A 9,824-nucleotide genomic window follows, 5' to 3' on the forward strand; every position below is an offset into this window, starting at 1 on the left:
TGACCGACCAGAGCCTGCGCGTCCAGAAGTTCCCGATCCGCCCGCTCCACACCCTGCATGAGCCAATTTTCCCAGCTCAGCCTCATATTTCGGAAAGGCGCGCCGATTATTCAGCGCCCTCCTAGCGGCACGGATAAGAACCCGGTCAGTTGGCTGGACGCGGTCGTGAAGAAGGAGCTGGACAACCTGCGGCGGCTCGCGAAGGAAGGCGTACGCAACTACGTCCTGGTGACCAACGTGGCGAGTACCGCGAAGCCGAAAACCGGCACTTTCGTCCAGCTGGACAAGAAGCTGAAGGAGCACGCGAAGAACGTCGGCTTCGACCAGATGACGTGCATCTGGCGCGAGGCGCTCAACCCGTGGGTCGACAACGCCCCGGACTCGACCAAGTGGGCCTACGCCGACATGCTCGCAGGATGGGATCTCATCCGGTACCTGGTCGCTGAGCAAGTCGGGGCATCCAAGAACCAGGCGGGCCGCAAACTGATCCGCAAGGTCGCCGCGGCGCAGTGGGAGGACGACCAGCGGGTCAAGTTCAGCCAGGCGGATGTGGACCGGGAGATGGTGGTGGACCTCTTCGTCGACGTCACCGCCGACCAGGTGCATTCCCCGACCAGTACCCGGCTGCGATCGAGCACGCCGATCTCCCTCGGCGGGGCAGCCGCTCATATGCTGCATGTTCCGACACCCTTCATCCTGGTGCGTGGCGCCCCCGGTCAAGGCAAATCGACCCTCAGCCAGTACGTCTGCCAGGTGCACCGCAGCGCGTTCATCCCGGAGTCGGAGCGACCCAAAACCCTTCCTGAACTGAGTAATCCTCGGTTTCCCATCAGGTTGGACCTGAGCGACTACGCGCTCTGGCTCGCTGGCAACGACGTGTGGGACCACTCCGACGACCGCAAGCCGGCGAAGGCGAAGCCACGCAAGGGTGAGCAGGCGACGATCGAATGCTTCCTCGCTGACCTGATGACGCACGAGAGCGGCGGTATCACCGCCACCGCGACGACGGTGCAGGACATCTTCGAGCGGGTTCCCTGTCTCGTCGTGCTCGACGGTCTCGACGAAGTCGGCAGCGCCGGCATCCGACGCAGAGTGGTCAACGAGATCGACGCGTTCGCCAGCCGGGCGAAGACCTACACCGAGCCGCTCAAGGTGGTCGTCACCACGCGCCCCAGCGCCGGTGAGCTGGCGGAACCGTCGCCGAACATGTTCGAGATCATCACGCTCAACCAGCTCACAGGCGAACAGCGGGCTGACTACCTGCGCAAGTGGTGCGCCGTCCGGGGGATCAAGAGCAAGGACGGTCGCACGCTGCGGAAGAGCTTCCAGGAGAAGAGCCGGGAGCCCTACATCCATGAACTCGCCGGTAACCCGATGCAGCTGACGATCCTGTTGGACCTCCTGCACCAGCAGGGGGCGGCCACCCCCACGCAGCGGACCGACCTGTACGACAAGTACGTCGACCTGCTCCTGGCCCGCGAGGCCAACAAGCACCCCAAGGCCGTCCGCGACCACAAGGAAGAGCTCCTCGAAATCATCCCGTTTCTCGGGTGGTACCTGCACGCGCACACCGAGGAATCGCAGATCAACGGGCGCATGACCATCGACGACTTGAAAGCGGCGATGCGCCACTTCCAGCGCACCTACGGCAACCGCGAGTCGATCGTTGATCAGCTCTTCGAGGGTGCGAGCGATCGCCTGTGGGCATTGACCAGCAAGGTTGACGGCACCTACGAGTTCGAGGTGCTGTCGTTGCGGGAGTACTTCGCCGCGCGGTTCCTGTATCGCAACGCGGGCGAGGAGAACGTCGACTTCGACAGCACAACGGTGCTTCAGGAGCTGCTGCGGCGCCCGTACTGGCTCAACACCGCGAGATTCTACGGGGGCAACGCAAAGGGCAGCGACGTTTACACGCTGACCGCCGGGATCGAGCAGGAACTGGCGCAGACCTCGGCGTCGGCGTCGTACCTCGCCGCGTGGGCACTGCTCACCGACGGCGTCTTCCTGCGCCGCCCCCGCGAAGCCCGCAAGGTACTGACCGCGCTCTGCTCGGACACGGGGAGCGCGATCCTGCTGTCCGCCCTCGACCGCCGGGACATCATCGCGCTCCCCGAACTTCCTGACCTCCCCGCCGACGACGGCGCCGACCCCACCTGGGCGGGGCTCACCGCTCTGATCAGCAAGAACCCGACCGACGCCGAGAACCCACCGCGTGTACGAGTCTTGCGGGAACTGCTCAATCAGCGCAGCGAGTTCGCGACGTGGTGGTACCAGCAGCTCACCGCTGCAATCGGCACGGCCCAGCAGAACGCGTGGCTCGCGGTCGGGGCCTGCTGCGAAGCCGGCGCCGGGATCACCGCAAGGTTCGAGAACATGGACCTGTCTGACGGCGCCGCCGAACTCTTCCTCAGCACCGGGCTTGGCCCGGAATCCGGAAGCTCCTTCGAAGCCGCGCTGTTGACCGCGGTGCTGAATGGCGAGTGCCCCTGTGTCACGTCGACGCGCTCCATGCCGGCGCAGGTCGCGGTCACCCTGACGCCTGGGGAATTCCTGACCAGCTCCACGACCGGGTTCATCTCCGGCGACGACAGAGCGAAACGTCGGAGATCCGAGGCACTTAACCAGCTCAGGAAGGCCCGCTCACCGTGGGAGCCGATCGGCAAGATGCGCACGTTCAGATCCGGTTATAGGGGCAGCACGTTCCCGTGGGCCAACACAGCCAAAGCGGTGCACGAGCAAGCCGGTCGTTGCTGGATCGCATCGGAGATCGCGATCATCGGCGCCGCCTCACCGTTCGGGCTCGCGTACGTCAAGTGTGCCGAGGCGACGGCGTTCGGATCCACGAGCCATCCCACCGAGCTCCTCGCTCTGACCGACACCCACTCCCACAACGCCGACTGGTGGCGTGAGCAGCTCGCGGCCATCGACAACGGCGACCTTGGCCGTGCAGAGTGGGCACTGGCTCTGTGGTGCGTCGCGTCGGGACCTGTCGTATCCGAACTGCTACCCGAACTCACGGAGGTTCTCGGGCAGCTCCCGCCGGGGCGACGGCGTACGGTACTACGCGCCGCAGAGCAGATCGCTCGCTTCGCCTGGCTGAGGAACCGCCCCGTCACCGGCGACACCACCGATGCCGAGTTGGCCGAACTCAATCGACTCCGGGTACCAGTACCACCGCCCCGGCGGGGAGACGGATCCGGCCCTGGCGATCAGACGACGCTGCCTTCGCTTCTCAGCGTCGCCCGCGCCGAGCGGTGGCTCAAGGTCGACACAGCGGCCAAGTACCGGTGAACGACCGTGTGCCGCTTCGGATTACGCTACGCAGTGCTGATCGTCCTCGGCGCGGACCAGCCAAGCTCCTTCGGCCGGGGTAGAGGCGTCTGGTGATCAAGCCCCCTAACGACCCGCGTCGCACATGCTGATTCATCCGATGCATCACCGAGTCTGAGCTCGACCACAAACGCAGCGTAGTTTTTCACAGATAATCAACCTTATCCATCAAAAGCGCCTGCGGCGGCGGATGAGTCTTAAAGCTCAATCGTATGGCCACGGATTTGGACACGAAACGCGGCGGAACCGATGCGTACAAGCGGAACAGGGTGAGACAGGTCGGACGGCTGAACGACGCTGATCTGCAGCTATGAGACCGGGCGTACAGGGGGAGACAGTGACCGGCTAGCTCATAACTTAGAGATTGAAGAGCGCCACGCGGTGTCCGCTCTCTCAAGTGGGTTGGCTCCGCACGGAATTCCCAGGGGCGATTGAGCATCCGTGAGCGCCTCATCAAAGTTGTCGGGCACCGTGAGTTGGGGGAATTGGCCGAACTTTTGGGTGGTGCAGCTGGAGCTCGCTGTGGCATTGCCTTCGGCGTCCGCAGCGGTGTTACCGGCCCGGGGCCAGTCGTGGAGCGCCGTCTCCACTGGACTCCGGCCGGGTGGTCATGTAGTCAATTTACGCTGCCACGAGCGGAAGTCCCGAGACCCTTGGCCGAACTTTCTGGTTTCGCAGGGAACCCAATTTTGGGCGAAGTTGGCGGCGGCGGTAGCGAGACAGTCAGGTGGTATCCGATGATCCCAACTAATCGCATACTGCAATAAAAGGAACACGATGGCTGCATCCCAGATACCGGCAAAGGTGATTGCGGTTTCGAAACAGTTGAAGCCGCAGGATGATAGGCATCCGCTCGGTACGTTGCTGACGATCCAAGAGTTGGCGGACCGGCTGACGGTAAGCGTGGGCTGCATCCGTGCTTGGCGGCTGCGTGGCGATGGACCGCCGGCGATCCGTGTCGGAACTGCGCTCCGATGGGATTCTCGCGAGGTCGATGAATGGCTCGACATCCGGCGTGAATCACGCTGGCAAGCAGGGTGATTGAGGGACGTATAGGTCCCGGTGGTACGCGGGTTTATCGCGCTCGCATTTACTACCGGGGCCGTTATGTGGCGTCGAGAACTTTTCAACGAAAACGTGATGCGCAGGAATGGGAACGGCGCCAGACGGATAGCCTGCGATCCGGAGTGTGGTCTGACCCCGCAGCGGGGGACCGGCCGGTAGGGGAGTGGTGCCAGATCTGGCTGGACGCTCAGCCGGCTCGGCAGCCGGCCACGGTGCGCAAGATTCGTGGAGTGATTGCGAAGCAGATCGCCGGTACCTTCGGACGCCGGCCACTCGTCTCGGTGCGACCGTCGGAGGTGCAGGCCTGGGCCGCTGAACTGTCGCGAACGCAGTCCGTTGCGACCTCCCGCCACGCGCTCGGCGTTTTGCGGCGGGTATTCGACTATGCCGTGCGCGACGGTGTAATCCAGCGCAATCCTGCCGCCGGCATCCGTCTGTCCAAGGTTCAGGGCAATGACCCGCGGCCTTTGACCCATGACGAGCTCTGGCGGCTCGCGGGAGTGGTCGACGCAGCGCGGGACCGGCTGCTGGTGCTGGTCGCTGGTTACTGCGGTTTGCGGTGGGGCGAACTGGCTGCATTGCGATGGTCTGACGTCGACCTGCACAGCCGGACTTTGTGCGTCGCCCGGGCGTATTCAGAGGAGGCGCCCCGAGGTGAGTTGTCGCCGGTCAAGAATCATCAGGCTCGCACAGTGCCCGTCCCCGCTATCGTGTCAGGCGAGTTCGCGGACTATAAAGCGCTCCAACCGCAGGGGGAACTGGTCTTTCCTTCAGCGTCCGGCACCCCGTTGCGCAACCGGAATTGGCGACGCGACGTTTTTGATTCCGCGGTCGAAGCGCTTGGCTTGAAAATCACTCCCCACAATTTGCGCGATACCGCTGCATCGCTGGCTATCCAAGAAGGTGCGTCCGTCGTCGCGGTCGCACGCCTGCTCGGTCACGAATCAGCGGCGACCACGCTCAATCACTACGCGGGTCTTTTTCCGACGGACCTCGACGACATCGCTTCACGACTCGACGCTGCCGCGCGACTGACTATCGCCGGCCAACGGGAGTCATCGGATGCCAACCAAGCACCGACCAAGCACCGACCAGAGGAAGCTGACGCTAAGAGCTGAAGTCATAGTCAGCGGTGCTGACCTGCAAAAACACTAGTGCCCCCGGCAGGATTCGAACCTGCGACACCGGCTTTAGGAGAGCCGTGCTCTATCCCCTGAGCTACGAGGGCCGCGGACGTCTTTGAATACCGATTAAAGCTCTACGGATCGGGGCCGTTGCCGGCTTTTCGGTGGTGTTCGTGACGTCCTGGCGCCGTGCCCGACGGCCGGGTGGTCGTCGAGGTGCAGCGGCTGTGAGTGTAGCGGGAACGGCTTTCCGGCGTGACTTTCCGCAGCCGGCAGAGGACTTTCGGCCTTGCACCGGGTGCCGCGTCGGTGGCAGTCTGGGAGGTGACCTGCCCGAAGTGTCGGAGTCGGCTGACTAGGACCTCTCTGAGGCCAGTTTGACCCATCGTCGTAAGACGGGGACCGCCTTCGGTGCAGGTCCTCATACCTTTCCCGACGATCTACTGGACGTTAAGGCGACTGCTGCAGCAGTGCCGCGAGCTCGACCGGGAAGTTGTCGGCCAACTCCCACACCTCGGGCACCAGTTGCGGGCAGGCAAGAATGCCCACATTGAGCATGCCGCTAAGTGACATGACGGTGATGTTGAGCCCGCAGCTGTGGAATATCGGGCCCAGCGGATACATGGCTTTCAGTCGTGCGCCAAGGAAGTACAACGGCGCTTGCGGTCCGGGCACATTGGAGATGACCAGGTTGTAGACCGGGCGGGCGGCAAGCCCGGTGTTGGGATAAAGCCGCGACGCGGCGTTGAACAGCCTCCCGGTCGCAAATTGTGTCCAGTCCTGCAGCAGGGTCGGGCCGATGGCCGAGCTGTGGTCTTTGGCGATCGCATTGGCGTGCGCGATGGCCTGCAGTCGTTCGACCGGATCGCCGATGTGGGTCAGCAGATGGCAAAACATTCCGGAGACCTGGTTGCGTCCGGGTCGGTTGGATCGGCCGTGCACCGACACCGGCACCATCGCGACCAGCGAACGCTTGGGCAGCTCGCCGCGATCGGCGAGTAGCTTCCGCAGGGCGCCGGCGCACAGTGCCATGACCACGTCGTTGACCGTGACCCCGAAGTGGTTCTTCACCGCCTTGACGTCGGCGAGATTCAGCTTGGTGAACGCGCTGGCGCGCTGGGCGGTGATGGCGGCGTTGAACCGGCATCGTGGCGCCGCGAACGGGGCGGCCATGGTCTGGCCCGCCTGCACGCGACGCAGCGTCGTCACGATCGACGCGGCGGTCATCGACAGCACGCCGGCCAGCCGTAGTGGACGGGTGGCGAAGTTCATCAGCCCGTCGGCAGCGATCTTTAGCTGGTTTGGCTGGCCGGGGCCGTCTACCGGGTCGGGTGGCGGAGCGTCGGGTTCGCTGCTGCACAGCCGCGCGAACAGGTTGGCGGCCAGAATCCCGTCGACGGCGGCGTGGTGGGCCTTGGTAAGCACCGCCAACGGTCCGCCGTGGCGCGCAGTGCCGGCGCCGCGCTCGATCACCCACATCTCCCACAGTGGTCTGCTGCGGTCCAGGGGCTCGGAGGCGATGCGACCGCAGATCTCGGCCAGCTCGCTTCGCCCGCCGGGCCTCGGCAGCCCGATGCGTTTCAGATGCCACTCGATGTCGAAGTTGGCGTCTTCCACCCAGACCGGGTGGTCCAGATTGAGCCGACTGTCTGCCAGCTTTGCCCGCAACTCCGGCAGCGCCTTGATCCGCAGCTCCAACCCGTCGCGCAGCCGATCGAAGGTGTAGCCACCGGGCATCGCGGAAGTGTCCAGCTCCACTACCGAGCACACGTTCAGCGGCTGGGTAGGTGTTTCGGTATACAAGAAGCTGGCGTCGAGGCCACTGAGCCTCTCCATGCAGGACATGCTAGGGGCGCCGACATCGCGCCCACTACCCCCTCGACCCGAAAATTTCTGTTAATTCTGGGATTTGATGGTGCCTCAGCGCAATTCCGCGATCACCTTCGCGAATCCCTCGGCGTGGTTTTCCTGCACGGTGAACGAGGTCAGACCGTAAGTTTCCCGGTATGTGCGCAGCCGGTCGGCCATATCGCGGGGGGATCCGCTGAGCACGGCGGGCATCGCCAGCAACTCGTCATCGGACAGCGTGGGCGCATACCTGCGGGTCAGCGACAAGTCGGGTATCCCGGAGTTGTCGGCCGGCACCGCGGTGATCGCCAGATTCAGCTCGACATCCGCGAACCGGTCACCGGCCGCGGCGCGGACGAACTCGACGCGCTCGGCCAGCGGGTCGCCAATCGACCGGGGGTTGGCGCCGGTGAGCCCGATGATGTCGGCGTGCCGGGCGGCCACGGTCAACAATCGATCGCCATTGCCGGCGATCAGGATCGGCACAGCGGGCAGATGCTGCTTGAGGTAAGTGGTTACGTGCTCGAGGTAGTCGACGCGTTGCCCCGCGCTGGGGTACGGCAGTTCGGCGGCCTCGAATTCTTCCTTCGCGTAGCCGGCGCCGAGGCCGAGCTCGAGGCGCCCGTCGCTGAGCAGATCGACCGCTGTGACGTCACGCGCCAACAGGGCCGGCTTGTAGAAACACGCGTTGAGCACGTACGTGCCCAGCCGGATCGTCGTGGTGGCCGCGGCGATCGCGGTCAGCGCCGGAAACGGTGCCGGCGCACCGAGGTGATCGGGTAGGTGCACGACGTCGAACCCGAAACCCTCCAGCCGCCGCGCCTTCTCCTGCAATCCGGCACGCGACTTGACGGCGTGCACACCCACCGAAAAGCGGAAACTCTTGGCCACCAGCCACCTCCGTACTATTCGGACCGGATTTCCCAGGACCGCGCCGCGGCCACCAGGCCCTGCACCAGAGCGGAGGTTACCGGTGACAGCCCGTCAAGACAGGGGTCGTCGGGCAGCGGACTGCGCGGGCTGATGCCCCTGACCCGCGGCGGAAGCTCCAGCTGCGCGCCGCCGCTGCGGGCCCGGTTGACCGGATTGTCCGGATGCAAGCCGCGCAACTCGACGGGGATCTTCTCCAGATCGGTGACCACCTGGTAACCGGGCAGGTCGAGGTGACGGGCCAGGTGAGCGGCCAGCGCGCGGTTGCGTCCCCCGGCCAAGAGTTGGGTGCCACGCCCGATCCGTCCGTAGCCGTGCAGCGACACCGTGACGTCGACGTGGTCGAGGAACTCCGCGAGCCGGGCCGACTCGTCGGGATGGAAGCGTGCCGAGGACAGGTGGTGCGGATAGTGGTCCGGATGCCGCACCAGATATACCGACGCGTCGGCGGCGTCGGCGGCGCGTTCGGCGATCTCGTCGGTCATCTCTTCCAGACCGCCGCCGTGAATGGCCAGGAAGCCGAGTCGCGACCGCAGCCGGCTGGCTTCGCTGACTCCGGGGTCGGACAGTAGACCTGAAAGTGACTGCGGTGCAGGCGTTGTGGGTTGAAACACGGCCCGCGACCAGTGGACGGGATCCCAGCGGCGCAGGAACTCGATCCAGCGAGGCGGCAGCCCATGGTGGACCGCGCCGTCGATGATGCGCTCGAGATAGCCCGGGCGTGGGATACCCGCATTGACCCGGTGATCGATGTAGACCCACGCGGTCGACGGTCCATCGTCGGTTTGCACGGTCAGCCGGTCACGGCGATAGCGCCGCGGCACGCCCTCGGCGCTGTCCAGGGTGGCCAGGTCGTGATCGGAAACCTGCCAGAGGACTCCGTGCACCTGCGTACCGGCAAATGGTTCGACGGTGGCCACCCCGCGCTGGTTGATCAGCCAGTCGTGGTTGCCCAGTACGGCCGGCCGCGGGTCGAACGCGTCCGGACACCGCTGCGCCATCTGGCTGACGCACAGGTTCGACCCGTACGCGAAGTAGGTATGACGGCCGGCACGCATTCAGCCGTGCACGGTCAGGACGATCAGCACCACATTAAGCAGACTAACCATTACGCCGACCACCCAACCAACACCCGTGGTAACGCGGTGGTTGACGTCGACGCCCATCAGCGCGTGGTCGCTGGTCAACCGGACCAGCGGAATCAGCGCGAACGGGATGCCGAACGACAGCACGACCTGGGAGAGCACCAGCATGCGGGTCGTGTCGAACCCGCCGGCGAGGATCAGCAGAGCCGGCGCCAGGGTGACCAGCCGGCGCGCCAGCATCGGCACCGACCGGTAGAGCAAACCCTGCATGATCATCGCGCCGGCGTAGGCGCCCACCGATGACGACGCCAATCCCGACGCCAGCAATCCGATCGCGAAGAACACCGCGATCGTAGGGTTCACCGTTTCGCGCACCGCAGCATAGGCGCCTTCGATCGACGCGGTGTCGCCGCGACCGGCCATGTTGAACGCTGCGACCAGC

General features: G+C 65.0%; 7 protein-coding genes and 1 tRNA gene. 3 read left to right on the forward strand and 5 right to left on the reverse strand.

The window, feature by feature from the left end:
- Positions 1-165 precede the first annotated feature (165 nt).
- From ACRDTL_RS00165 to ACRDTL_RS00175, 3 genes are all read left to right on the forward strand, one after another.
- Positions 166-3,291, forward strand: a complete 3,126-nt coding sequence (locus ACRDTL_RS00165; RefSeq protein ID WP_431504707.1) for an NACHT domain-containing protein — start codon at positions 166-168, stop codon at positions 3,289-3,291.
- 816 nt (positions 3,292-4,107) lie between these two features.
- Positions 4,108-4,371, forward strand: a complete 264-nt coding sequence (locus tag ACRDTL_RS00170; protein ID WP_431504708.1) for a helix-turn-helix transcriptional regulator — start codon at positions 4,108-4,110, stop codon at positions 4,369-4,371.
- 146 nt (positions 4,372-4,517) lie between these two features.
- Positions 4,518-5,513: a tyrosine-type recombinase/integrase gene (locus tag ACRDTL_RS00175; RefSeq protein WP_431504709.1), complete on the forward strand. Its 996-nt coding sequence runs from the start codon at positions 4,518-4,520 to the stop codon at positions 5,511-5,513.
- A 37-nt stretch (positions 5,514-5,550) separates the two neighbouring features.
- Here the strand turns inward: ACRDTL_RS00175 and ACRDTL_RS00180 are convergent.
- From ACRDTL_RS00180 to ACRDTL_RS00200, 5 genes are all read right to left on the reverse strand, one after another.
- A tRNA-Arg gene (locus ACRDTL_RS00180) sits at positions 5,551-5,623 on the reverse strand.
- 346 nt (positions 5,624-5,969) lie between these two features.
- The gene (locus ACRDTL_RS00185; protein WP_431504710.1) at positions 5,970-7,355 is read right to left on the reverse strand and encodes a WS/DGAT/MGAT family O-acyltransferase; all 1,386 of its coding nucleotides are present in this window, start codon (positions 7,353-7,355) and stop codon (positions 5,970-5,972) included.
- Between the two features lie 84 nt (positions 7,356-7,439).
- Entirely contained in the window at positions 7,440-8,258 is an 819-nt protein-coding gene (locus tag ACRDTL_RS00190; protein ID WP_431504711.1) for a TIGR03621 family F420-dependent LLM class oxidoreductase, read from the reverse strand.
- A 14-nt stretch (positions 8,259-8,272) separates the two neighbouring features.
- Positions 8,273-9,355 carry a poly-gamma-glutamate hydrolase family protein gene (locus ACRDTL_RS00195; RefSeq protein ID WP_431504712.1) on the reverse strand — a complete coding sequence of 361 codons (1,083 nt, stop codon included), beginning with the start codon at positions 9,353-9,355 and terminating at the stop codon, positions 8,273-8,275.
- The coding region (locus ACRDTL_RS00200) for an Nramp family divalent metal transporter (RefSeq protein WP_431504713.1) at positions 9,356-9,824 on the reverse strand (469 nt) is incomplete at its 5' end.

It is taken from the genome of Mycobacterium sp. (assembly GCF_050700595.1).
Lineage (GTDB): Bacteria > Actinomycetota > Actinomycetes > Mycobacteriales > Mycobacteriaceae > Mycobacterium.